Below are 23,363 nucleotides of genomic sequence, written 5' to 3'. Positions count from 1 at the left end.
CATCCAGAGTTTGCAGGTGACCACCACGGGCGCATCTCGAAGAGGGGGAATAACGAGCGGCCAAGGTAGCGCAGCCGCTCGGTTCAGGCAACCAAATGCCGCAGGTGCGCCCTCAGAGAAGTTCGGCCATGCTATCGACCACCAACTGCGGCTCTTCTTCGGCGATCGGTCGGCCATGGTTGTAACCGTAACTCACTGCCACGCAGGGCACACCGGCGGCGCGAGCGGCAAGTACGTCGCTGCGCGAGTCGCCGATGAACAGCGATTGCGCGGCCGTCACTCCAGCCAGTCGCATCACCTGCAGCAACGCGGCCGGGTCGGGCTTCTGCTGGGGTAGGGTATCGCCCCCGATGATCCAGCGGAAATAACCACCCAGGCCAACCTGCTCAAGCAGCGGCGCGACGAAACGCTCCGGCTTGTTGGTGACCACGGCCAGCTCGACGGCGGCAGTGCTCAGGGCTTCGAGCAGTTCGTGCACGCCGGGGTACAGGCTGATCAGATCGTGGCAGTCGGCATAGATATCGAGAAAGCGCGCCAACGCCGCATCGGTTTCGGCCTCGCCTATCGACGAATGATCCATGCCGCCGGCCAGGGCACGGCGTACCAGCACGCGCGCGCCGTTACCGACCCACTGGCGCACGCACTCGACGCCGACGGGCTCACGATCCAGCTCGACCAGCATGCGGTCGACGGCGGTGGCCAGGTCCGGCACCGAATCGACCAGGGTACCGTCCAGGTCGAACATCACCAGACGTGGCAGCTCACCGGCGCACAGCGCGCGCAGCGGTTTCATCCACGCACCTGGGCCAGCTCGGCACGCATGGCGTCGATCACGGCCTTGTAGTCCGGCTGATTGAAGATCGCCGAGCCGGCGACGAAGGTGTCGGCGCCCGCTTCGGCGATCTCGCGGATGTTCTTGGCGCTGACGCCACCGTCGATTTCCAGGCGGATGTCACGGCCACTGGCGTCGATCAGGGCGCGGGCTTCACGCAACTTGTCGAGGGTGCCGGGGATGAATTTCTGGCCACCGAAACCGGGGTTGACGCTCATCAGCAGGATCATGTCGACCTTGTCCATCACGTACTTCAGTGACTCCAGCGAGGTCGCCGGATTGAACACCAGGCCGCACTTGGCGCCGCCATCCTTGATCAACTGCAGGGAGCGGTCGATGTGCAGGGTGGCTTCAGGGTGGAAGGTGATGTAGCTGGCACCGGCTTCGAGGAAGTCACCGATGATGCGATCCACCGGACTGACCATCAGGTGCACGTCGATGGGCGCGGTGACGCCGTACTTGCGCAGCGCCGTGCAGACCATCGGGCCGATGGTCAGGTTGGGCACGTAGTGGTTATCCATGACATCGAAATGGACGATGTCCGCCCCGGCGGCGAGTACGTTGTCCACTTCCTCACCCAGGCGAGCGAAGTCGGCGGAAAGGATCGACGGGGCGATGGCGAAGGGTTGCATGGCGCACCTCTGAGTGCTTGGTCACGGTGGCGCGCATTGTAACGACTGACAGGCCTTTGATCGACAGGCGCACGGCTTGGAGTCTGCACCGCTCGTAGCTTGGGTTGGGCGCAGCCCCCGGGTGGCGCTACGCTCGGACCGGGCTACATGCCGGAGCAGATGCCCACGCGCAAACGCGCTCACTGAAGATGGCGGCGGTAGTCGTAGGGTGGACGACGCTTCACCCGTCCACCGTGCATGCCGCTACGCGTGCAAACCTCAAGCACGCTGATCGGCTTTTCTACCAACGCCTCGAAGAGCCGCTCAGATACCCAGGCAGAGGTACTTGATCTCCAGATACTCGTCGAGGCCGTACTTGGAGCCCTCGCGGCCCAGGCCGGAGGCTTTCATGCCGCCGAACGGCGCCACTTCGTTGGAGATCAGCGTCGTAGGGTGGACGACGTTTCACCCGTCCACCAGGCAGCAACCACGAAGGTGGATGAAAAGAGCGTCATCCACCCTACATGCTGCCATTTCGGTGCTACGACTATCGTTTAGCCGGCAAGCCAGCGCCTTCGGAGTGCGATCCAAGTCGTAGGGTGGACGACGCTTCACCCGTCCACCGTGCATGCCGCTACGCGTGCAAACCTCAAGCACGCTGATCGGCTTTTCTACCAACGCCTCGAAAGAGCCGCTCAGATACCCAGGCAGAGGTACTTGATCTCCAGATACTCGTCGAGGCCGTACCTGGAGCCCTCGCGGCCCAGGCCGGAGGCTTTCATGCCGCCGAACGGCGCCACTTCGTTGGAGATCAGCCCGGTATTGATACCGACCATACCGTACTCAAGCGCCTCGGCCACCCGGAAGGTACGGCCCAGATCGCGGGTGTAGAAGTAGCAGGCCAGGCCGAACTCGGTGTCGTTGGCCTGGCGTACCACCTCGGCTTCGTCGCTGAAGCGAAACAGCGGTGCGAGCGGGCCGAAGGTTTCCTCGCGGGCGACACGCATCTCGGTGGTTACGTCTGCCAGCACGGTCGGCTCGAAAAAGTTGCCGCCCAGCGCCTTGCCGCCCTGCACGACCCTGGCGCCCTTCTCCAGCGCATCGGCCAGATGCGCCTGCACCTTGGCCACGGCATTGCCGTCGATCAGCGGGCCGGTGGTCACGCCCGCCTCGTCGCCGTGTCCGACCTTGAGTTTGGCAACCGCTGCCGCGAGCTTCTCGGCAAAGGCGTCGTACACCGCATCGTGGACGTACAGGCGGTTGGCGCAGACGCAGGTCTGCCCGGCGTTGCGGTACTTGGCGACCATGGCGCCCTCTACCGCAGCATCCAGATCGGCATCGGCGAAGACGATGAAGGGTGCATTGCCACCCAGCTCCAGGGACAGTTTCTTGAGCGTCGGCGCGCACTGCTTCATGAGCTTGATGCCGACACCGGTGGAGCCGGTGAACGACAGCTTGCGCACGATGGGGTTGGCGCACAGTTCGGCGCCCACCTCACGGGAGCGCTCGGCGTCTGCCGGCAATACGCTGAACAGCCCGGCTGGAATGCCGGCACGCTCGGCCAGTACGGCCAGAGCCAGAGCGCTGAAAGGCGTTTGCGGCGCAGGTTTGAGCACCATGGCGCAGCCAGCCGCCAGGGCCGGGCCAGCCTTGCGGGTGATCATCGCCGCGGGGAAATTCCAGGGCGTGATCGCAGCGGTCACGCCGACCGGCTCCTTGGTCACCAGCAGGCGCTTATCGGCCTGATGACCGGGGATGGTATCGCCATAGACGCGCTTGGCTTCCTCGGCGAACCACTCGATGAACGAGGCGGCATACAGCACTTCGCCGCGCGCTTCGCTCAGTGGCTTGCCCTGCTCGGCCGTCATGATCTGCGCCAGGTCTTCCTGATTGGCGAGCATCAACTCGTACCAGTTGCGCAGGCGCGCAGCGCGCTCCTTGGCGGTCAGCGCGCGCCAGGCCGGCTGGGCATCACGGGCAGCCTCGATGGCCGCGCGGGTCTGGGCGGCGCCCAGGTTCGGCACGCGGCCCAGGGATTCACCATTGGCCGGATTGAAGATTTCCGTGGTGGCGCCGTCGCTGGCGTCGCGCCACTGACCATTGATATAGGCCTGATGACGCAGCAGATCGGGATCGTTGAGTTTCATGATCTCTCCAGTGGCCGGGAGCCGTCGGTTCCCGGATTGATAGTTAGTCTTTGCCGACCGGTTCGGCGGGCGGCAGGTCCTTGCTGAAGGTCTGGTCGTTCTCGCCGCGGAAGAAGCGGGTGCCATAGATCAGCAGGCACAGGCCGAGACCGATGGCGAACGCCCAGCCGGCGCCCTTGATCGCCAGCACCGCGCCGATCACCCCGGCAATGCCCAGATCGCGCTGGCTGCGCGCTTCCATGATGCCCAGGCGTACGCTCACGTAGCCCTGAATGAGCAGGGTCAGCGCCAGGGCGACGCCGAGAATCGGCTGCACCAGAGTCACCACCGGCAACAGCAGCAAGCCGGTATTGGTGCCCCAGCGGAACGAACCGACACCGCCGTAGATGGATTTCATCGCCTTGGCGCCGCCTTTGAAGCGCTCGGTGATCACCACCTGCATGGCTGCCCACTGTGGGCCGCACATCGCCACATCGGGGCCGAGGATGCTCATCAGCGCATTACGCCCGCCAAACAGCAGGTGCGAGCGATTGGGATCGAAGTCGATCTTCTCGTCGCGGCGCACCTTGCCGCCCTCGTCGAGGATCGCCTGGTTGCTCAGTACGTCGCCGAACACCACCAGATAGGCGGCCAGCACAGTGGGGATGGCGGTGACGAACATCATCAGCGGCGGCATACCGAGGCCGAACACGGTGTATTCGTTCCACAGGGTGATGAAGTCGGGCTTGCTGATGCCCCACTCGATGCTCGGCCAGGGTGCTTCGCCGAAGATCGGCGCGACGATCACCGCCAGCAGGATGATCGGGAAGATGCCCAGCTTGGCGAAGTTCCACCAGAAGCGGTTGCACTTCTTCAGCTCCTGGAAGTGCATGGAGAACACCAAGTAGAAGGCCACGCCGATGGCGATGGAGATCGTCCAGGGGAAGGCGTCGAAGCGGCCGCCCTCCTTGAACACGGTGACCACCGCACTGAGCCCGGCGCCCATGATGATTCCGGCCTTGAGCGCCGAGGGCACCAGCGACACCACCCTGCGTGCCATCCCGGTCATGCCCAGGCCGATGGAGAATATCCCCAGCATCAACTGGAAGGCGATCAGCGCGTGCACCCGCTCGGCGCCCTCCGGGAACTGGCTGCAATAGGCCATGAGCATGGGAATGGCCGGCGTGATCCAGCCCGGCACCACCGGGTCGCCAAGCAGGTGGTGGATCAGGTACAGCAGACCGTTGAGCATGACCACTGCCAGCGCCACCTCGAAGGGCATGCCGAGGAATTCGGTCATCAGCGGGATCGCCGCCAGATCCACCGCGCACATCAGCAGACCCTGCATGTAGTCGGAGATTTCGAAGCGATAATGGATGAAAGGCAGACGCAGCTTGAATGGCCCAAGGGGCGTGTAGGGCGCCTCCGGGCCTTGTTGGTGCAGTTCGGACATTTGGATTACCAATGTTATTAGTATGGACGTAAACCAGTACGCCCCGGCAGAACCGGGGCGCGTCATCAGCTGTTGCAGGTGCTCAATAGGCGGCGCGGTAGATCTGCTCGATGTCGCCGGCCGTCAGGCGACGCGGGTTGTTGCGCATCAGGCGGTCGATCTTGCTGGCCTCCTCGGCCATGGCCGGGATGGCATCCTCCGGCACGCCGAAGCTGCGCATGCCCTTGGGGATATCGACGCTGGCGCACAGCTCGGCCATGGCCTCGACGGCCAGGTCGGCAGCGGCCTTGTCGCTCAGGCCAAAGGTCTGCACGCCCATGGCGGTGGCGATCTCGGCCATGCGCTCGACGCAGGCCAACTTGTTCCAGGCCATCACGTAGGGCAGCAGCAGCGCGTTGCTGACCCCGTGGGCGATATTGAAACGCCCGCCCAACGGATAAGCCAGGGCATGCACCGCACCCACGCCGGCGTTGCCGAATGCCATGCCGGCCATCAGGCTGGCGGTGGCCATGTCTTCACGGGCGACGAGGTCGGCCGGGTTGGCGTAGGCCTTGGGCAGCGCCTTGCTGATCAGCTTGATGGCGCCAATGGCCAGCGCATCGGTGATCGGCGAGGCATTCACCGACAGGTACGACTCCACGGCATGCACCAGGGCATCGACGCCGCTGGCCGCCGTCACGCTGCGCGGACAGGTAAGGGTCATCAGCGGGCTGACGAGGGCGACGTCGGGCAACAGGTAATCGCTGACGATGCCTTTTTTCAGTTGCGCCTGCTTGTCGGAAAGAATGGACACGTTGGTCACTTCCGAACCGGTACCGGCCGTGGTCGGAATGGCGATCAGTGGCGGGCCTTTACGCTTGACCTGATCGACACCGAACAGCTCCTCCAACGCGCCGTCATGGCCGACGTAACCGGCCACCGCCTTGGCGATATCGATGGCGCTGCCGCCACCGACGCCGATCAGACCATCATGACCGCCCGTTCGGTACACCTTGGCGCAGGCCTCGACGATGGCGATCTCCGGCTCCGGCTCGACGCCATCGAAGATGCCATAGGCGCGCTCGCCCAGTTGCTTGAGAACGTGCTCGACGGTGCCCGACTTGATCAGGATGGCATCGGTGACGATCAGCGGGTTCAGTATGTTCAGACGGGGCAGTTCGTTCGCCAGTTGCTCGACGGCGCCTTGGCCGGTCAGCAGCTTATTGGCGATCTTGAATGCGGCAATACTCATCATCAGGCCCTTTTATGTGGTGTTCAGCTTTGCGGGTTCGGGCCTGTCATAGCGATTCCTGTGCCAGCCTGACGAAACCCTTGCCGTAGAGGGGTTGCGTCGATTTGCCACAGGCTATTGGGGTGCTGCAGCGATCAGCAAATGGATCAGAAAGACCTCGCCTGATCCATTTTCCGATCAGCCTTGCTCCCAGCGTTTCATCTTCTGCACCAGGGTGGCCTGGCTCATGCCGAGCACGCGGGCGGCTTCGCGGGTGGTCTTGTGCTGCACCAGGGCGTTGCGGATCAGCCGTCGCTCGAGCTGTTCGACCTGCTTGCGCAACGGCAGCAGGCTGTCGTCACTGGCGTCCCGCTCACTGTTGCGCATCTCTTCGGGCAGGTCGAAGAGCTCGACGACCGCCCCGCTGCAGGTAACCACCAGGCGCTCGACCAGATTGATCAGTTCGCGGATGTTGCCCGGCCAGGAATAGTCGGTCAGCGCGTCCAGGGCCTCCAGCCCCCACTCGAGCTGGCGCCCGTAGCGCTGATTGAATTCGGTCAGGTAGAAGTCGAGCAGCGGCTGGATTTCCTCACGCCGCTCACGCAGTGCCGGAATGTGGATCGGTACCACGTTGAGCCGGTAATAGAGATCGGCACGAAATCGCCCGTCGCCGACCATGGCGCGCAGATCATGGTGGGTAGCGGTGATGATGCGAACGTCCACTTCCTTGAGTTCCAGACCGCCGACCGGGATGAAACGACTTTCCTCGATGACCTTGAGCAACTTCACCTGCAGGGCCAGCGGCAGGTCGCCGATCTCGTCGAGAAACACCGTGCCGTGGTGCGCCAGCTCCAGCAGGCCGCGCTTGCCCTTGCTGCCGGCGCCGGTGAAAGCGCCGGGCACGTAGCCGAACAGCTCCGCTTCGATCAGGTTTTCCGGCAAGGCACCGCAGTTAAGCGCCAGGAACGGCTGCGCGGCCCGTGGGCTGCTCTTGTGGATGTACTGGGCGATCAGCGTCTTGCCGACCCCGGTCTCGCCTTGCAGCAGGACCTTCACGTCACTGGCAGCGACCTGGCGGGCCTGAGCGAAAACCCGCCCGGATGCCGGGTGGTCGGCCACCGGTGAAGCGTCGAGCAGATCGTCGCGCTGGCCGGCATGCAGGCGCGCGGTGCTGTTGCGCAGTTGCTTGAGCTGCTGCAATTCGTCGCGCTCGTGCTTCATGCGCAGTAATTCGGTCATGTCGCGCACGGTGCTGACCACGTAGCGAACCTGGCCTTCGGCGGTGAAGATCGGCGTGCCACTGACCAGCAGGCGCTTGCCCTGGCTGACGCTCTGCATCAGCGACAGCGCCCTGCCCTCCTTGAGCACCCGCAGCGACACCGACTGGGAAATCACCCCCTGCTCGACCAGCGCCTGCATGTGCTGGCCGACCACATCCTCGCTGCGCAGCCCGGTGAGCCGCTCGTAGGCGCTGTTGACCTTGAGGGTGATGCCATCGGCATCGGTGATGTACACGCCGTCGTGCAGCGCATCGAGCAGCTCGCGAAAACTGGGATCGTCGAAATCCATGGGGCTTTCCGGGAAACGCGGGAGAGCGCAGCAGTTTACTCCGCCCGATCCCCAGGCATAAAAAAACCGCCGCAACCGAGGGGTGTGCGGCGGTTACGAAACGTAGAGACTTATTCGACCTGGGTACGCAGCTTCTCACTACGCCCGCGCAGCCACTCGAGGGTCAGCAACAGCAGCACCGAGAAGCCGATCAGCAGGGTCGCGGCAGCGGCGATGGTCGGGCTGAGGTTCTCGCGGATACCGCTGAACATCTGCCGCGGCAGGGTGACCTGCTCCGGGCCGGCGAGGAACAGGGTCACCACCACCTCATCGAAGGAGGTGGCGAAGGCGAACAGCGCGCCACTGATCACGCCTGGAGCGATCAACGGCAGGGTCACCCGGCGGAACGCGGTGATCGGTGAGGCGCCAAGGCTGGCCGCGGCACGCACCAGGTTGTAGTTGAAGCCCTGCAGCGTGGCGGACACGGTGATGATCACGAAGGGCACGCCCAATACCGCGTGCACCACGATCAGCGACAGGTAGCCGTTGGCCAGGCCCAGCGGCGCGAAGAACAGGTAGCTGGCGACGCCAACGATCACCACGGGCACCACCATCGGCGAAATCAGCAGGCTCATCACCAGCGCCTTGCCGCGGAACTCCGAGCGGGTCAGGCCGATGGCGGCCAGGGTACCCAGCACCATGGCCAGCACGGTCGCCGCCGGGGCGATGATCATGCTGTTCTTCAGCGCGCGCATCCAGCCAGCCGAGCCGAAGAAATCCTCGTACCAGCGCATCGAGAACCCCTGCATCGGGTAGATCAGGAAGGTGCCGGAGTTGAACGACAGCGGCACGATCACCAGGATCGGCAGCACCAGGAACAGCAGCACCAGGCCGCAGAGCAGGCGCAGGCCGTAGTACCAGGCGCGCTCCACGGGAGACATGTAAGGGCTCAGCATTTTCTATTCTCCGCTCATTAACCCAGACGCAGGCGACCAGCGCCCACCAGCCAGCTGTACACCACGTAGAGCAGCAGCGTGGCGACCAGCAGCAAGCCGCCCAGCGCGGTGGCCATGCCCCAGTTGATGGTGGTGTTGGTGTAGAAGGCGACGAAGTAGCTGACCATCTGATCGCTCGGGCTACCGAGCAGCGCCGGGGTGATGTAGTAGCCGATGGACAGGATGAACACCAGCAGACAGCCCGCACCGACGCCGGCCAGGGTCTGCGGGAAATACACCCGCCAGAAGCTGGCGAACGGATGACAGCCAAGGGAGATCGCCGCACGCATGTAGCTCGGCGATATGCCCTTCATCACGCTGTAGATCGGCAGGATCATGAACGGCAGCATGATGTGCACCATGGAGATGTACACGCCCGCCCGGTTGAACACCAGCTCCAGCGGTTGGTCGATCAATCCCAGCTTGATCAGCGCCGAGTTGATCAGACCGCCCGACTGCAACAGCACGATCCAGGCCGCGACGCGTACCAGAATCGAGGTCCAGAACGGCAGCAGCACCATGATCATCAGCAGGTTGCCCTGACGGGTCGGCAGGTTGGCCAGCAGGTAAGCCAGCGGATAGGCCAACGCCAGGCAGATGGCGGTGATCACCGCGCCCATCCAGAAGGTGCGGGCGAAAATGTCAAGGTAGATGGCCTGATCCGGCGTGGTCTTGACCACGGCGCCGGTGTCATCGACGCGATGGTCGAGCGAAGCCAGCAGGTAGTACGAGGTCCAGGAGCTGGTGTTGCGACGGATCACCTGCCAATAGGCGGGATCGCCCCAGCGCTCATCGAAAGACTCTAGCGCGTCCTTGTAGGATGCCGGTTCGGCCTCGAAGGGTAGCGAGCGCGCGGTCTTGGCCAGCAGGCTGCGGTAGCCGGCCAACTCCATGTTCAGGCGCTTGGACAGGTCACCGATGCTCTGCTTCTCGCGCGCCTCGGCCAGATCCAGCGCCAGTGCCTGATAGACCGGCTCGGCGGGCAAGCCACGACCATCCCAGGTTTCGATGGCGGCCACGGTTCTCGGCATCGAACCGATCACGTCCGGGTTATCCACACTGCGGTTGAGCAGCGCCACGATCGGCACCAGAAAGGTGAAGACGAGAAACAGCACCAGCGGCAGGATCAACGCCTGGGACTTGAGGCGATTCATCCGTTCGGCGCGCGCCAGACGCTGCTTGAGCGAGGGGCCGGCGACCTCGGCATGGGGCACTGCTAGGGCCATGGGGCTAACTCCGGTGAAACAGATAAGGAATTCGGGGGTGAAGCCGGAGCGCCTGCATGCAGGCGCTCCTTGCAACGGGTGAAAGCAGCTGCGCTTTCACCTTTCGAGCGAGCCGTTACTTGGCAGCCCAGGAGTTGAAACGCTGCTCCAGGACTTCGCCGAAGTCGGCCCAGAAGGTCACGTCCATGGCCACCTGATTGGCGATGTTCTGCGGTGCGGTCGGCAGGTCGGCGGCGACCTTGGCGTCCAGCAGATCGACCGCTTTCGGGTTGACCGGCCCGTAGGCGATGTTTTCCGAATAGGTCTTCTGGTTTTCAGCCTGCAGGGTGTAGGCGATGAACTTCAGGGCTTGGTCCTTGTTCTTCGCGCCTTTCGGGATGGCCCAGGCATCGAAGTCGTAGATGCCACCGTCCCACACCACTTTCAGGCTGCTGCCTTCCTTCTGGGTGGCGGCGATACGGCCGTTGTAGGCCGAGCTCATGACCACGTCACCGGAAGCGAGATACTGCGGCGGCTGAGCGCCGGCTTCCCACCACTGGATGTAAGGCTTGAGCTCGTCCAGTTTCTTGAACGCGCGCTCCTGGCCGTCCTTGCTCGCCAGCACCTTGTAGACGTCCTTCGGCGCAACGCCGTCGGCCATCAGGGCGAACTCCAGTGTGTACTTGGCGCCCTTGCGCAGGCCACGCTTGCCCGGGAATTTCTTCACGTCCCAGAAATCGGCCCAGCTGGTCGGTGCGGTGGTCAGCTTGTCGGCGTTGTAGGCCATGACGGTCGACCAGACGAAGAAGCCGACGCCACAGAAGGAAGCGGCGCCCGGTACCAGAGCGTTCTTGTCACCGACCACCGAGTAGTCGATCTCTTCGAACAGGTCTTCGTCGCAACCACGGGCCAGTTCGGGCGATTCCACCTCGACCAGGTCCCACGACACGCTGTTGGTGTCGACCATGGCTTTGACCTTGGCCATTTCACCGTTGTACTCGCCCGCGATGATCTTGCCGTGACCCGCCGCTTCCCACGGCTGGTAGTAGGCCTTGACCTGAGCATCCTTGTTGGCGCCACCGAAGTTGATGACGGTGAGATCCGCGGCGTGAACCTGTGCAGCGCAGACCAGCCCCAGTGTCAGCGCGGAAAGGGAGAATAGCTTCGACATTTTTATGTTGGCTCCGAGTGCTGTGGTAAAGCGGAAAACGCCGATCATTCCGCCAACTGCGGATCAAGGGCGCGAACGTGCTCGACCTGCCAGCCGAGCGGGATCACGTCACCGACGGCGAGCGCAGGATCGAGCTCGGCAATCGGCTGTTTGACGAAGAAATCGGTCTTGCCGCACACCTCCAGACGCACCCGAACATGGTCGCCAAGGTAGATGAATTCGGACACACGACCAGAAAAACGGTTGTCGCAGGTCTGCGCGGCGGCATTCAGGCGAACGCGCTCCGGACGGATCGACAGGCTCACCGCATCGCCAGGCTGGCCGACATTGACGGCCAGGGCCTGGACTTTCTCGCCGCGGCTCAACTGCACGGTGCAGTTGTCACCATTGCGTTCCACCAACTGGCCGGCAAAGCGGTTGTTCTCACCGATGAACTGGGCCACGAAGGTGTTGCAAGGTGCCTCGTAGAGTTCACGCGGCGGGGCGATCTGCTGGATTTCGCCCTGATGGAACACCGCGACGCGGTCGGACATGGTCAGTGCTTCGCTCTGGTCATGGGTCACGTAGACCACGGTCACGCCCAGGCGCTGGTGGATGTGCTTGATCTCCATCTGCATGTGTTCACGCAACTGCTTGTCCAGCGCACCGAGGGGTTCGTCCATCAGCACCAGTTGCGGCTCGAACACCAGCGCACGGGCCAGAGCCACACGTTGCTGCTGACCACCGGAAAGCTGTGCCGGATAGCGGCCGGAGAAGGCGTCGAGCTGCACCATCGACAGCGCACGTTTGACCCGCTCGCCGACGTCGGCCTTGCTCATGCCGCGCACGCTCAAGGGGAATGCCAGGTTTTCGGCGACGGTCATGTGCGGGAACAGTGCATAGTTCTGGAACACCATGCCGATGTCGCGCTTGTGCGGCGGCACGTTGTTCAGGCGCTTGCCGGCCAGGGTGATCTCGCCGGCCGTGGGCGTTTCGAAACCGGCCAGCATCATCAGGCTGGTGGTCTTGCCGGAGCCGGATGGCCCGAGCAGGGTCAGGAACTCGCCTTTGCGAATGTCCAGATTGAGATCTTTGACGATCAGGTTCTCGCCGTCGTAGCTTTTTTGCACGCCACGAAAGCTGACCAGGATGTCGCTCGAAGAAGTGTCGCCCATCACCGCACCTGCCTGTTGTTCTACCGTGGTTCAAGACTAGGACCGGCGTTAGAACCTGCAAATCGGGCGTACTGACACTTTGATATAAGGGAGTCGGAAAGGCGCTTGTAGGGCGAGCCCTACAGCCGTGTCGCAAATGGATACGTCCTCGGAGCGCGCCCACGATTCGATCGACGATGGCCCGAGGCGAGCGCGTCGCGAATAGACAAGTCGGGCTGTCAGACCAGCTTGTGCTCGACCGCGTAACGCACCAGGTCGGCGACCGAATTGAGGTTGAGCTTCTGCATCAGACGCGCCTTGTGGGTACTGATAGTCTTACTGCTGAGCGCCAGATGAGCGGCGATCTCGTTGACGCCCTCCCCCTGCACCAAACGCTCGAACACCGAGAACTCCCGCTCGGAAAGCCGCGCGTGGGGTGGCCGCGAATCGGTCAGGCCGACTTCGAAGACCATACGATCGGCAAGATCGGGGTCAATGTAGCGCCCACCACCGGCGACCTTGCGGATCGCGGTGAGCAGCAGGGCCGGGTCGCTGTCCTTGGTGGCATAACCGGCAGCACCGATCTTCAGCGCGCGGGCGGCCATCTGCGCCTCGTCATGCATCGATAGCACCAGAATCGCCGGAGGCTGGGCCAGGGCGCGAATGCGCGGAATCGCCTCCAGGCCGTTGACACCAGGCATGGAGATGTCCAGCAACACCACTTCGCAGGGTGTGTTGCGCAAGGTTTCCAGCAACTGTTCGCCGTTGCTCGCCTCACCGACCACCTGCAGATCACGCGCCATGCCGATCAGTTGCTTGATGCCCTCGCGGACGATGGTGTGGTCTTCGGCTACCAGTACTCGGATCACGCGTTTAGCCCCTGTTCAGTCGGTGGACACACACTCGCTCAGCGGTACCCTTACCCGTAACAGGGTACCCTCGCCGGGGCGGCTGTCGAGGGTCAATTGTCCGCCGAGCATCAGCACCCGCTCGCGCATGCCCACCAGACCGAAGGAGTCGGCACGTACCGCAGCGGGCTGAAAACCGCGGCCATCGTCGCTGATCGACAGGCGCAGACTGTCACCGAGCAGTTCCAGGCGCACGCTCACCGTGTGCGCCTCGGCGTGGCGCATGACGTTGGTCAGCGATTCCTGAAGGATGCGAAACAGCCCGGTCGCCTTGGCATCGCTCAGTGGCGGTACGTTTTCGGGCACCTCGACCAGGCAGGGAATCTGCGTGCGCGCTTCGAAGCGCCGCGCCTGCCATTCGATGGCCGAGGCGATACCGGCGTCCAGAATCGGTGGGCGCAGCGCCGTTGCCACGTCGCGCACCAGTTGAAACAACTGGGCGATCAGCTTCTTCATGTTGTCCAGTCGGTCACGCAGGCCCGGGTCGAGCTCGGCGAACCCCAGCTCGCACATCGAGGTTTCCAGCTTGAGTACGGTGAGCACCTGGCCCAGCTCGTCATGCACCTCCCGGGCGATGCGCGCCTTCTCCTCCTCGCGCACGCTCTCGAGGTGCGCCGACAGATCGCGCAGACGCATCTGCGATTCGGCCAGCGCCAGCTCGTTGCGTTTGTTCTCGCTGATGTCCCAAACCACGCCGTCCCAGATCAGCCGACCGTCGGCCATGCGCCTGGCCATGGCCTTGATGTCGACCCAGCGCGACTCGCCGGAATGGGTGAGCATGCGCCCCTGCCAATGCCAGTCGCTGTCACTGTCGAAGGCGCGATCCTGAACGCGGTGGTAGTCGGCCTTGTCGTCCGGGTGCACCAGGCTGCGCAGACCGTGATCGGGCGCCAGCAGTGTCGATGCCCGATAGCCGACCAGGCTTTCGCTGCCCTCACCGATGAAGGCGAACAACGCTGGGTCCCCGGGCCGGGCCCGCTCCAGACGAAACACCACGCCAGGCACGTTGGAAGCGATGCCCTGCAGCCGCGCCTCGCTCTCCTGCAGCGCGGCCAGGGCACGGCGGCGCTCGGTGACATCGGTGATGAACACCACCAGATACTCGGTATCGCGGTACTGCAGAAAACTCAGCGATACATCCACCGGCAAGCGACTGCCATCGGCCCGCAGGCATTCGGTCTCGAAGCTCGGCGGCCGCTCGTCACCACTGCGTGCCAGCCGCCACAGGTTGAGCCAGCGGTCCATGTTCAGGCTCGGCTCGAAATCGCTCAACGGCCGATCGACCACAGCGCCGCTGCGACAGCCAAGCATCGCCTCCGCCGCGCGGTTGGCGTAGCGCACATGGCTGTCCCAATTGACCCAGAGAATGCCCACCGTGCTGTTGTCGATGGAAAACTGCGACAGCCGCAGTGCATCGCGGGCGACTTCACGCAGCTCGATCTCGTGACGCGCGGCGAGCAGACGAAACTCCAGGGTGTCGCGCTGGCGACGCATCAACAACGCCAGCAGCAGGGCGAAGATCAACAGCAGACCGAGCAGCAGGCTGATTCCGCGCCAGAAGCTCGACGAGCTTTCCTGCTGCAGATAGCTCGGCGGCAGCCAGCGGTTGTGCAGATCATCCAGCTCGCGAGCGGAGACGCTGCGCAGCGCGACATCGACGATGGCCGACAGCTCCGGCCAGTCACGCCGGGTGGCGACACGCAGCAGTTGCGGAAAACCGATATCGCCAACTATCGCCAGGCCGAGAAATTCCGGCTCACGGGACAGACGCCCCAGTTGCGCTTCATCGAGCACCGCGTAGCTGGCCTGCTGATTGATTACCCGTTGCAGGGCCTGACGCGGCGAACTGGCGGTATCCAGCCTGAGTTTCGGGTAACTGCTGCGCAGGTAGTCGAGGACGGCATCCGATACCTTCAAGGCAATCGGCGAACGACCGTCGAGTTGCTCGAGGTCCACCGAACCGTTGCTGTCGCGCTCGCCGACCAACAAATGCGACACCCGCAGGAAAGGATCGGAAAATACCCAGCGACGCAGCCCGGCAGGCGTCTGGCCGAGGCCGCTGGCGAGGTCGATCTGATCAGTGTGCAGCGCCTCTTCCAGCTCCTCCTGAGTCTGGAAGGTCCGCCAGCGCAATTGCACGCCCATCAAGGCAGCCAGGGTGTGCATCATCTCGACGTTGGCACCGGTCAGGCGGTGCAAGCGCCGGTCGAGTTGCGCATAGGGCGCCTGCAAGACGACCCCGGCACGCAGTACGGGATGATCGGCCAGCCATTGCTGCTGCGCTGCATCGAAGATCGGCGCGGGGGCAGACGGCGACTCGTCCGCCCACGACAGGGTTGGCAGGCTCAGCAGCAGGAAAAACAGCCAGCGGTGGATCATGCTCGGGCACCGAAACGCGAGGAGATAGCAGGCAGGCGCCCGCCGTGAAAGGCCGCATTAAGCTACATCTGGATCTGACAAATCCACGACAAGTGATTAGGCTCTAGGGTCTATTGACGTTTCAGCATGACCTCGGGCCCTTCGATGATGCGCTTTCGCCACTCGCCACGCTACATGCTGTGCCTGATGCTGCTGACAGGCACCATGGCCGCGCATGGCGAGCAGAGCCCGCCAGCCGACACTGGCGAACAAGCCGAAACCAAGCCCGAGCAACGCGCGCCTCTGGCCGAGCGCAGTGAGCTCGAAGCCCTGGCCCTCGAACGTCAGTTGGCGGCCAATGAGCAACAGCGCCTCGACGCCGCCGGCACGCAGTTCCTCGCCCTATGGCTGCCAGCCAACGACCCGGCCCCCAAGGGTGCGGTGATTCTGCTGCCGGGCGACGAGGAGAGTGCCGATGCACCGAGGGTAATCGGCCCGCTGCGCCAGAAATTGCCGGATGCCGGCTGGCACAGCCTGAGCCTGAGCCTGCCGGATCCCCAGGGCGCCAACCTTCCGATACGCGTCGTCGAATCCGCCCCGGCGGCTGGGGAGGTGCCCGCGGAGAAACCTGCCGAGCCCGCCACGCCCGAACCCGCGCCAACATCGGCACCAGCCACCGAGCCGACCCAGAACGCAGAAGCCGCGCGCGCCGCGCATGTCGAGCGGGTGTTCGCCCGGATCGACGCAGGCATCGCCTTTGCCGGGCAACAACAGGCCAAGACACTGGTGCTGATGGGCCACGGCAGTGGCGCCTACTGGGCGGCCCGCTATATCGCCGAGCGCAAACCAGCCAACGTGGCGCATCTGCTGCTGGTGGATCTTCGTCAGCCAGAAGGCTTCGAATCGCCAATCAACGACCTGCTGGCGCAACTCAAGGCCAGTGTCGGTGACTTCTATTATCGCGACAGCACTACCGCTCGACAGGCCGCGCTGCTGCGCAAACAGCTCAGTCAGCGGCAGAAGCAACCGACCTTCGTGCAGGTCGGCCTGGACGCCTTGCCCGGCAACGCCGACGTGGCCGAGGAGCAACTGTTCCGACGCTTGCGCGGCTGGCTCGACAAGCAGGCAGGCGGCAAGTAGACGCACTGCCGCTAGTCCCCCTCAGCGAAAACCCCGGCGCTGGCGAATCAGCGCATAGGCGTTGTGCAGCTCGCGGGTCTTCTCGGTGGCTTCACGGACCTTTTCGGGCACCGCACCACTGCCGGCCATCTTGTCCGGATGATGACGACTGAGCAGGCGCCGGTAGGCTTTCTTGATCTGCTGGGTGTCACTCTCGGCATTCACGCCCAGCAGCCGCAGTGCCTGCTGGTAACTGTCAGGAGCGGCAGTGGGTGGTCCACGGCGCGGTGAGTAGGCGGCACTCAGCGCCTCCTGAGCATCGGCGGAAACGCCCAGCCATTTGCCCCAGAGCAGGATCAGCTCACGTTCCGCCTGCCCCACTCGGCCATCTGCCCAGGCCATGCGCCAGCAGGCGCGCAACAGCGCATCCGCGTCGGCGCGACGGCGCTGCAGGGGCCCGCGCAGATTGTCCTGCCCCGTCTTGCCACGAGAAAAGGCGTCGATGGCGCTGGCCTTGGCTGCCTCGCCAACGGCCAGGCGCTGCATCTCGGCACGAGCCTGGCGGATATGCGCCTGCTGCACCACGCCATCGCTTTTCGCGAGGCGGCCGAGCATGACGAACAGCAAGTGCTCGTCGCCCACCGCCGAGGTGCTGCGCAGTCGCTCTCCCAGCGCCTTCCAGCCACGCAGCCCCAGGCGCCGGTCGAGCACCTGCCCCAGCAGCCCGCCAAGCAGCAGCCCGGGGATGCTCGCCAGCGCGTAGCCCGCAACGGCACCAACCAGCGTCAGCGGCCAGTACATATCAGCGCTCGCCCGTCAGCAGGCGTTCGACCTCGGCCAGCCGCTCGTGGGTACCGACATCGACCCAGCACCCGGAAAAACGCTCACCACTGACCTGCCCGGCCGCCATGGCATCGCGCAGCAAGGGCACGAGCTTGAAGGCTCCCGGCTGGCTGCCGGCGAACAGCGCCGCGCTCAACACGGCAATACCGCTGTAGGTGAAGCTGTCGTGCCCCGCCACGCCATCTTCGACCTGGCCGTCGTGCAGCAGGAAGTCGCCGTTCGGGTGATGTGGCGGATTGTCCACCAGCACCAGATGCGCCTGCCCGCCCAGCGGGCGGCGCAGGTTGGCGAAATCGTAATCGGTGAAGATATCGCCGTTGACCACCACGAATGGCTCATCGCCCAGCAAAGGCAGGGCCTTGAAGATGCCACCGCCGGTTTCCAGAGGCTCGCCCTCGGGCGAGTAGCGGATGCTCACGCCATACCGTGCGCCGTCACCGAGATAATCCTCGATCTGCTGACCGAGCCAGGCGTGATTGACCACCAGCTCGGTAAAACCGGCGCGCGCCAGAGCCTGCACGTGGTACTCGATCAGCGGTACACCGGCGGCCTTGACCAGGGGCTTGGGCGTATGCAGCGTCAGCGGCCGCAGCCGCTCGCCCTTGCCGGCGGCGAGAATCATCGCCTTCATCGGGCAGCCCCCGCGGCGTGCTTGAGCTGGGCAATCAGCTCGCCAAGCTCTGCCAGTTCCGGCCGCCTGCCGAGTACCGCATCTATATAGGCGAAGAAACGCGGCACGTCAGCCAGATAGCGGGGCTTGCCGTCCCGGTGGCAAATACGCGCGAAAATGCCGATCACCTTGAGGTGGCGCTGCACACCCATCAGGTCGCTGGCCCGCAGGAAGTCCTGCACATCGCCTTGCACCGGTATGCCTGCGGCCCGAGCCTGCTGCCAGTAATCCTCGAGCCAGGCCTGCACGCGCGCCTCCGGCCAACTGAGGAAGGCATCCTTGAACAGGCTGGTGACATCGTAGGTGACGGGGCCATAGACGGCGTCCTGAAAGTCCAGCACACCGGGGTTCGGCTCGCTGATCATCAGATTACGCGGCATGTAGTCGCGGTGCACCAGCACCTTGGGCTGGGCCAGGGCGCTGTCGATCAACTGCGTGCAAATGCGCTCCCAGGCAGCCTGCTGCGCGGCATCGAAGGTGATGCCCAGCTCCCTGGCGACATACCAATCCGGAAACAATTGCAGTTCGCGGCGCAGCAGGGCGACGTCATAGTGCGGCAATGGCGTATCCATGGGCAGGCGCTGATAGGCGAGCAAGGCGTCAATGGCGGGCGCGAACAGGCTGTCGGCATTGTCGCTATCGATCACATCCAGGTAAGTCCGGCGGCCCAGGTCGCTGAGCAGCAGGAAGCCCTGTTCGAGATCCGCGGCATGGATATGCGGCACGTTGAGATCCGCGCGCGCCAGCAAAGCGGCCACTTCGACGAACGGTCGGCAATTTTCCTGGGGAGGCGGTGCATCCATCACGATCAGGCTGCGCCCTGCTGCCTCCCAGCGGAAATATCGACGAAAGCTGGCATCGCTGCTGGCCGGTAGCAACGGGGCTTGTGGCACCTCTCCCCACTGCTTGGAAACGAATAGCTGCTGCAGCTGCGGCTCGAGCCACTGTTGCAGGCGTTGCAGACGTACATCTTGATCAGGCATTACAAGGGTCTCCGACGGCGCTAGCCGTTGCGCGGGTCATGCTTTATTATCCAGCATCTTTTTCAGCCCATCGAGAGGCGTGCGGCCCCTGGGCCAAAAGCGCACAGGAAGCCCGGAAAACAAGATGGCAGTAAAATACCCCGCTTTTCGTAAGAAATTCCCGCTTCTGGTAACGGGCGGCCTGCTGGCCCTGCAACCCTTCGCCAGCCCATTCGCCACTGCTGCCGAACAGTTCGATTGCCAGGCTTCGCCTGCTGGCGGTTGGGCCTGTGCGCCGAAAACCAGCACGGCCAATCTGCCGACTCGGCCGACGCACAGCACCAATGCGGTGAGTGCCGGCACGACGGCGGCGGCCACTGCCAAGCCTGGGACCAAGGCCGCACCAACGCAAGTCACCGAAAGTGGTGGCCGGGCGCTGGCATCGCGCAGTGCCGATTACAGCCACCTGGACTGGGTACCGCGCGAGCAGCTGACCAGCGCGCAGCTGGCCGAGATCGGCCCATCCTGCTCTGGCTCTTACATCGAGCCGAGCCGGCCGGGCATGAACGACACCACGCCGATGAGCGAAGCGCCGATGTTCGTTTCGGCTCGCGCCTCCCGCTATCAGCAGGAAGAGCAGGTCGCCACCCTCGCCGGTGATGTGGTCGTGCGCCAGGCAGGCATGCAGGTCGAGGCTGACGAAGCCAACCTGCACCAGGCGGAAAACCGCGGTGAACTGGTCGGCAATGTGCGTCTGCGCGACAAGGGCGCCCTGGTCGTCGGTGATCGTGCCGAGCTGCAACTGGACAACGGTGAAGCACGGATCGACAACGCCGAGTACGTGATGCACGCCGCTCATGTACGCGGCAGCGCGGCCTACGCCAAGCGCGAAGAAACCGCGATCATCCGCCTCAAGGATGGTACTTACACCAGTTGCGAACCTGGCAGCAACGCCTGGCACCTGACGGGTAACAACATCACCCTGAACCCGGCAACCGGTTTCGGTACCGCGACCAACGTCACCCTGCGGGTCAAGGATTTTCCGGTGTTCTACACACCGTACATCTACTTCCCGATCGATGACCGTCGCCAGTCCGGCTTCCTGCCTCCGAGCTTCGGCAGTTCCAGTAGCAATGGCCTGACCCTGCAGACACCGTACTACTTCAACCTGGCGCCGAACTTCGACGCCACCCTGTACCCGACTTACATGGCCGATCGTGGCCTGCTGCTCGAAGGCGAGTTCCGTTACCTGACCCGCAACAGCGAAGGTCAGGTCGGTGCAGGCTATCTGGACGACAGCAATGACGACCGCAAGCTGCAGTCGGGTTACAAGGATCAGCGCTGGATGTACAGCTGGCAGCACAGGCAAGGTTTGAATGACCGCCTGCTGGCCGAGGTCGACTACACCGATATCAGCGACCCTTACTACTTCCAGGATCTGAACACGGATCTGGGCATCGAAACGTCCACCTACGTGAACCAGCGTGGCACGCTGACCTGGCGTGGTGACAGCTACACAGCACGCCTGAATGCTCACGCCTACGAGCTGGCCACCATCACCGATGTGACCCCGTACGATCGCTTGCCTCAGATCACCCTGGACGGCAAGCTGCCATTCGAGCCGGGTGGCCTGAACTTCACCTACGGGACCGAGCTGGTACGCTTCGATCGCGATCTGCGTAGCGGCAACTACATCGACCAAAATGGGAACTCCGAAGGCCCCTGGAATGACGTAAATATCCAAGGTCTAGCACGCTCCAACGGCACCCGTATGCACGTAGAGCCAGCAGTCAGCCTGCCTCTGGACTGGAGCTGGGGCTTCATCAAGCCTCAGATCAAGTACCTCCAGACCAACTATGACCTGGATATCGATCAGCGCGGCAAGGACACGCTCCTGGCCGATGAGCAGTACAGCAGCAGCCAGAATCGTGGCGTTGGCATGTTCAGCGTCGACAGCGGCCTGTATTTCGACCGCCAGACCTCACTGTTCGGTCGCGAAGCTCGCCAGACCCTCGAGCCGCGCCTGTTCTATCTCTATGTGCCTGAGGAAGACCAGACCGATATTCCTGTATTCGACACTGGCGAGAGCAGTTTCAACTACGCATCGCTGTGGCGCGAAAACCGTTTCAGCGGCAAGGATCGCATCGGCGACGAAAACAAGATCTCCCTCGGCGTAACCAGCCGCTGGATCGAATCTAACGGTTTCGAGCGTCAGCGCTTCAGCATCGGCCAGGCCTTCTACTTCGAAGACCGCCAGGTGCAGATGCCGGGCATCGATTACCGCACCCGTGATGAGGCGCAGTCTTCGGTCTCCCCTTACGCGCTGGAATACATGTATCGCTACAACCAGGACTGGCGCTTCACCTCGGACTTCAACTGGGATCCGGATGCGCATCGCACTCGTTCGGGTAGCGCCATGTTCCACTACCAGCCAGCGGATAACCCACGCAAGATCGTCAACGTCGGGTATCGCTATCGCAATGACACCCTCAACTATGACCAGAGCACCGGTCGTTGGGGCTTCGGCAGTGACTATGGCACTGAAACTCTTGCGGATGGCTCGGCTAACCCGAACTTCATCAAGGACTATTACAAGATCAGCCAGCATGACTTCTCCGTCATCTGGCCTCTCGGTCCGCAGTGGAGCGTCATTTCCCGCTGGCAGTACGACTACGGTCGCAACCGTACCCTGGAAGCCTTCGGTGGCTTCGAGTACGACAGCTGCTGCTGGAAGCTGCGCGTCATCAACCGCTACTGGATCGACTACGACGAGGTCAGCCTCAACCCCTCGCGCAACGACGAGCCGGATAACGGCATCTTCCTGCAAATCGTCCTCAAAGGCCTGGGCGGCGTGACGGGTAGCAACGTTGAGACATTCCTCGACCAAGGCATTCAAGGTTATCGTAAACGTGAAGATGAAGCTTTCTGAGTGCGTGCGCCCGCTGCTGTTGGGCGCGCTGTTTCTGGGTACCGCGGCACACGCCGATGTACAGCCCCTCAACCGCGTGGTGGCGATCGTCGATAACGACGTGATCATGCAGACCCAGCTCGACGCCCGTGTCCGCGAGGTTCAACAGACCATCGCCAAACGCGGCACCGAGGTGCCACCGGCCAATGTGCTGACCCAGCAGGTGCTGGATCGTCTGATCATCGAGAACATTCAGTTGCAGATGGGCGAGCGCTCCGGCATTCGCATCAGCGACGAAGAACTCAACCAGGCCATCACCACCATTGCCCAGCGCAACGGCATGAGCGTCGAGCAGTTCCGTGCTGCACTGGCTCAGGACGGCCTGTCGTTCAACGAAGCCCGTGATCAGGTCTCCCGCGAGATGGTCATCAGCCGCGTGCGTCAGCGTCGAGTGGCCGAACGCATCCAGGTGACCGATCAGGAAGTGAAGAACTTCCTGGCCTCCGATCTGGGCAAGATGCAGCTTTCGGAAGAGTTCCGCCTGGCCAACATCGTCATTCCGGTGCAGGAAGATGCCTCCTCCGATGCCCTGCAGACCGCCGAACGGCGTGCTCAGGACATCTACCAGCAAGCACGTCAGGGCGCCGACTTCGGCCAGTTGGCCATCGCCAACTCGGCCAGTGAAACGGCGCTGGACGGCGGCGAGATGGGCTGGCGTAAAGCCGCTCAACTGCCACCGCCGTTCGACAGCATGCTGGGCGCCATGAGCGTCGGTGACGTGAGCGAACCGATCCGTACGCCAGGCGGCTTCATCCTGCTCAAGGTACTGGAGAAGCGTGGTGGCGAAGCAGCGACCGTCCGTGACGAAGTGAACGTACGCCATATCCTGATCAAGCCCAGCGAAATTCGCAGCGAGGCCGAAGCTCAGGTTCTGGCGGAGCGCCTCTACCAGCGCATCCAGTCCGGCGAAGACTTCGCCGAACTGGCGAAAAGCTTTTCCGAAGACCCGGGCTCGGCCCTCAATGGCGGTAGCCTGAACTGGATCGACCCCAACGCGCTGGTCCCCGAGTTCCGCGAAGTGATGAACAATACCGCCAGCGGTGAAGTTTCCAAGCCTTTCAAGAGCCAGTTCGGCTGGCACGTGCTGCAGGTCATGGGCCGTCGCGCCACTGACAGTAGCGAGCAGATGCGCGAACAGCAGGCGCTGAACCTGCTGCGCAACCGCAAGTACGAGGAAGAGCTGCAGACCTGGCTGCGCCAGATCCGCGACGAAGCCTATGTGGAGATCAAGCTGTAAATACGCGTTGATGC

General features: G+C 63.5%; 18 protein-coding genes and 1 pseudogene. 3 read left to right on the top strand and 16 right to left on the bottom strand.

The window, feature by feature from the left end:
* Positions 1 to 112: 112 nt before the first annotated feature.
* From FHR27_RS24575 to FHR27_RS24515, 13 genes and pseudogenes are all read right to left on the bottom strand, one after another.
* Positions 113 to 793 (bottom strand): phosphoglycolate phosphatase, encoded by a 681-nt coding sequence (locus FHR27_RS24575; RefSeq protein WP_179539809.1) that lies wholly within the window; start codon positions 791 to 793, stop codon positions 113 to 115.
* The gene (rpe, locus tag FHR27_RS24570; protein ID WP_042556604.1) at positions 790 to 1,464 is read right to left on the bottom strand and encodes a ribulose-phosphate 3-epimerase; all 675 of its coding nucleotides are present in this window, start codon (positions 1,462 to 1,464) and stop codon (positions 790 to 792) included. The genes FHR27_RS24575 and rpe overlap by 4 nt, the downstream gene beginning before the upstream one ends.
* A gap of 303 nt (positions 1,465 to 1,767) precedes the next feature.
* Positions 1,768 to 1,893: pseudogene (locus FHR27_RS24565) on the bottom strand (aldehyde dehydrogenase family protein); the annotation flags it as partial.
* A 245-nt stretch (positions 1,894 to 2,138) separates the two neighbouring features.
* Complete coding sequence (gene gabD / locus FHR27_RS24560; RefSeq protein WP_179539808.1) at positions 2,139 to 3,590, bottom strand: NADP-dependent succinate-semialdehyde dehydrogenase; 1,452 nt, start codon at positions 3,588 to 3,590, stop codon at positions 2,139 to 2,141.
* A gap of 43 nt (positions 3,591 to 3,633) precedes the next feature.
* The gene (locus FHR27_RS24555; protein WP_179539807.1) at positions 3,634 to 5,022 is read right to left on the bottom strand and encodes a hypothetical protein; all 1,389 of its coding nucleotides are present in this window, start codon (positions 5,020 to 5,022) and stop codon (positions 3,634 to 3,636) included.
* An 82-nt stretch (positions 5,023 to 5,104) separates the two neighbouring features.
* Positions 5,105 to 6,253 (bottom strand): iron-containing alcohol dehydrogenase, encoded by a 1,149-nt coding sequence (locus FHR27_RS24550; protein ID WP_179539806.1) that lies wholly within the window; start codon positions 6,251 to 6,253, stop codon positions 5,105 to 5,107.
* 177 nt (positions 6,254 to 6,430) lie between these two features.
* The gene (locus tag FHR27_RS24545) at positions 6,431 to 7,801 is read right to left on the bottom strand and encodes a sigma-54 interaction domain-containing protein (RefSeq protein ID WP_179539805.1); all 1,371 of its coding nucleotides are present in this window, start codon (positions 7,799 to 7,801) and stop codon (positions 6,431 to 6,433) included.
* A gap of 110 nt (positions 7,802 to 7,911) precedes the next feature.
* Positions 7,912 to 8,736, bottom strand: coding sequence for an ABC transporter permease (locus FHR27_RS24540; protein ID WP_042556600.1), 825 nt, complete (start codon positions 8,734 to 8,736; stop codon positions 7,912 to 7,914).
* Positions 8,737 to 8,753: 17 nt separating this feature from the next.
* On the bottom strand, positions 8,754 to 10,001 hold the full coding sequence (locus tag FHR27_RS24535) for an ABC transporter permease (protein ID WP_042556599.1): 1,248 nt from the start codon (positions 9,999 to 10,001) through the stop codon (positions 8,754 to 8,756).
* Between the two features lie 115 nt (positions 10,002 to 10,116).
* Positions 10,117 to 11,151 carry an ABC transporter substrate-binding protein gene (locus FHR27_RS24530; RefSeq protein WP_179539804.1) on the bottom strand — a complete coding sequence of 345 codons (1,035 nt, stop codon included), beginning with the start codon at positions 11,149 to 11,151 and terminating at the stop codon, positions 10,117 to 10,119.
* A 44-nt stretch (positions 11,152 to 11,195) separates the two neighbouring features.
* Positions 11,196 to 12,305, bottom strand: coding sequence for an ABC transporter ATP-binding protein (locus FHR27_RS24525; RefSeq protein WP_179539803.1), 1,110 nt, complete (start codon positions 12,303 to 12,305; stop codon positions 11,196 to 11,198).
* Between the two features lie 218 nt (positions 12,306 to 12,523).
* Positions 12,524 to 13,153 carry a response regulator gene (locus tag FHR27_RS24520; protein WP_042556596.1) on the bottom strand — a complete coding sequence of 210 codons (630 nt, stop codon included), beginning with the start codon at positions 13,151 to 13,153 and terminating at the stop codon, positions 12,524 to 12,526.
* Positions 13,154 to 13,168: 15 nt separating this feature from the next.
* Positions 13,169 to 15,571 carry a PAS domain-containing sensor histidine kinase gene (locus FHR27_RS24515; protein WP_179539802.1) on the bottom strand — a complete coding sequence of 801 codons (2,403 nt, stop codon included), beginning with the start codon at positions 15,569 to 15,571 and terminating at the stop codon, positions 13,169 to 13,171.
* 126 nt (positions 15,572 to 15,697) lie between these two features.
* On the opposite strand from FHR27_RS24515, the gene FHR27_RS24510 reads away from it, so the two are divergent.
* A complete protein-coding gene (locus tag FHR27_RS24510; RefSeq protein WP_257026975.1) occupies positions 15,698 to 16,690 on the top strand; it encodes an alpha/beta hydrolase family protein in 993 nt (330 codons plus the stop codon).
* A gap of 21 nt (positions 16,691 to 16,711) precedes the next feature.
* Here the strand turns inward: FHR27_RS24510 and FHR27_RS24505 are convergent, their stop codons facing one another.
* Genes FHR27_RS24505 through FHR27_RS24495 form a run of 3 tightly spaced genes read right to left on the bottom strand, consistent with a single transcriptional unit; the run spans position 16,712 to position 19,165 of the window.
* A complete protein-coding gene (locus tag FHR27_RS24505) occupies positions 16,712 to 17,470 on the bottom strand; it encodes a DnaJ domain-containing protein (protein WP_179539801.1) in 759 nt (252 codons plus the stop codon).
* A gap of 1 nt (position 17,471) precedes the next feature.
* Positions 17,472 to 18,143: an N-acetylmuramate alpha-1-phosphate uridylyltransferase MurU gene (gene murU / locus FHR27_RS24500; RefSeq protein ID WP_179539800.1), complete on the bottom strand. Its 672-nt coding sequence runs from the start codon at positions 18,141 to 18,143 to the stop codon at positions 17,472 to 17,474.
* Positions 18,140 to 19,165: an aminoglycoside phosphotransferase family protein gene (locus FHR27_RS24495; protein ID WP_179539799.1), complete on the bottom strand. Its 1,026-nt coding sequence runs from the start codon at positions 19,163 to 19,165 to the stop codon at positions 18,140 to 18,142. The genes murU and FHR27_RS24495 overlap by 4 nt, the downstream gene beginning before the upstream one ends.
* 124 nt (positions 19,166 to 19,289) lie before the next feature.
* Between FHR27_RS24495 and FHR27_RS24490 the strand changes: the two genes are divergently transcribed.
* On the top strand, positions 19,290 to 22,073 hold the full coding sequence (locus FHR27_RS24490; protein WP_179539798.1) for an LPS-assembly protein LptD: 2,784 nt from the start codon (positions 19,290 to 19,292) through the stop codon (positions 22,071 to 22,073).
* The gene (locus FHR27_RS24485) at positions 22,060 to 23,349 is read left to right on the top strand and encodes a peptidylprolyl isomerase (protein WP_042556590.1); all 1,290 of its coding nucleotides are present in this window, start codon (positions 22,060 to 22,062) and stop codon (positions 23,347 to 23,349) included. Before FHR27_RS24490 ends, FHR27_RS24485 begins: the two co-directional genes overlap by 14 nt.
* Positions 23,350 to 23,363 lie beyond the last annotated feature (14 nt).

The organism is Pseudomonas flavescens (genome assembly GCF_013408425.1).
GTDB classification, from domain to species: Bacteria; Pseudomonadota; Gammaproteobacteria; order Pseudomonadales; family Pseudomonadaceae; genus Aquipseudomonas; species Aquipseudomonas fulva_A.
Note: the sequence above shows the minus strand (reverse complement) of the source record. Positions and strands in the feature narration are given on the sequence as shown.